This is a genomic window from Anaerobiospirillum succiniciproducens DSM 6400 (assembly GCF_000482845.1).
GTDB classification, from domain to species: Bacteria; Pseudomonadota; Gammaproteobacteria; order Enterobacterales; family Succinivibrionaceae; genus Anaerobiospirillum; species Anaerobiospirillum succiniciproducens.
Genome location: NZ_AXWV01000155.1, coordinates 1 through 1,256, shown reverse-complemented (window position 1 = coordinate 1,256; position 1,256 = coordinate 1). Strand labels below are relative to the sequence as shown.

Annotated in this window: 1 protein-coding gene; it reads right to left on the bottom strand. The window is 39.7% G+C overall.

All coding sequences use genetic code 11. The features are described from left to right. Positions 1-133 precede the first annotated feature (133 nt). On the bottom strand, positions 134-1,087 hold the full coding sequence (locus H524_RS0111985; RefSeq protein WP_027940353.1) for an ATP-binding protein: 954 nt from the start codon (positions 1,085-1,087) through the stop codon (positions 134-136). Between the last annotated feature and the right edge of the window lie 169 nt (positions 1,088-1,256).

Genomic DNA, 1,256 nt, shown 5'->3' with positions numbered 1-1,256 from the left:
TACTAGGTTTAATAGAACAATAAATCTTAAATGACCAATGTTAATAAATGCCATTTTATCATCAGACAAAAAAGCCAAGAGATCTGAATCGATCTCCTGGCTTTCATTTAATTGAGAGTAAGCTTGTTAGAGGCTACTCGCCTAGTGAATACTCAGGGTTGTTCTTATTAAACGTCTCAAGCATAAAACTCTCACCGTCGAACTCGACAAGAAGAGCTTGAAGCATGACCTTCTCAATGATGCCAGCCTTATTGTCGTCTAGAGCCTCATACTTGCGTACCCAATGGCTTGGTTGATAGACTGAAGTGATGATGGTTGTCATTCCGTTTGATAGTCTGTAGTCAATCAGGGTATAAAAGAGATTAGCAACAGTTACACTAGACGGAAATTCTCTGCCTATATCATCCAAGATTAAGAGATCTCTCTTAAAAAGATCTGACTTTAATACATCTTGGTCTTTGGCAGCCATCTGTTTTAGCCTGTAAAATAAGTCTCTGGCTTTTAAAAATAAAGTGCTGTATTCTAGCTCAATAGCTTTTTTTCCTATCTGCGTTGCAAAGTGCGTTTTTCCGAGGTTGTGCGGACCGTGGATGTGCATATTAACCTGGTCTTTTAACCAGTGACATTGCAACAGTTCTTCTGCTTTTGGTTTGTTTGTACGGCAGATGTCAATGTTGAATTCTTTGTTTGCTAACGCGATAGGAAATTTAGCTTTATTGAAGTTCTGAACTGCGGTGAACTCAATCTTAAGCTTGGCCATTTGGCTAAAGACTTGTGTGATTATCTCCCTGCTGGATAAGTCTTTATCTGCCATGTCATAATGCAGGCTATTAAGTAGCCTGCTGTACTTTGTTAGGTCTAGAATTTCAAGGGAGCGAAGGATATCAAGTGGCTCTATGTCCAGCTTTCCATCAAGGCTTCGCTGCATCTTATTAATGACAGGTAAGGCCGCCTTTGCACTCTCCTTATGCGCTGAAGAATAGGCTTTTAACCTATCACTATCTATCTCTTGTTTGACATATAGCAGCGGAGCATCGGACTTCTCCGTCTGTTTGATGTCGTCATTAAGCTTTGGTTTTAATTCCATTTATTGCTTTTCCTTCTTAGTGATTGTGTACCTGGACAATGGGTCAAACTTAGCCTTAGTTCTAGGCTTTACCATTGGCTTTTGGGTGACTAAATGCTCTTTTTCGTTATGTTCAGATACCTCCGGTTGTATTTGAATATCTTCAAGACCATACTCATCGTCTGGTTTG

What these genes read in the sequence shown, in the direction of transcription:
- H524_RS0111985 (WP_027940353.1), bottom strand. Translation starts at nt 1,087, where the DNA reads ATGGAATTAAAACCAAAGCTTAATGACGACATCAAACAGACGGAGAAG.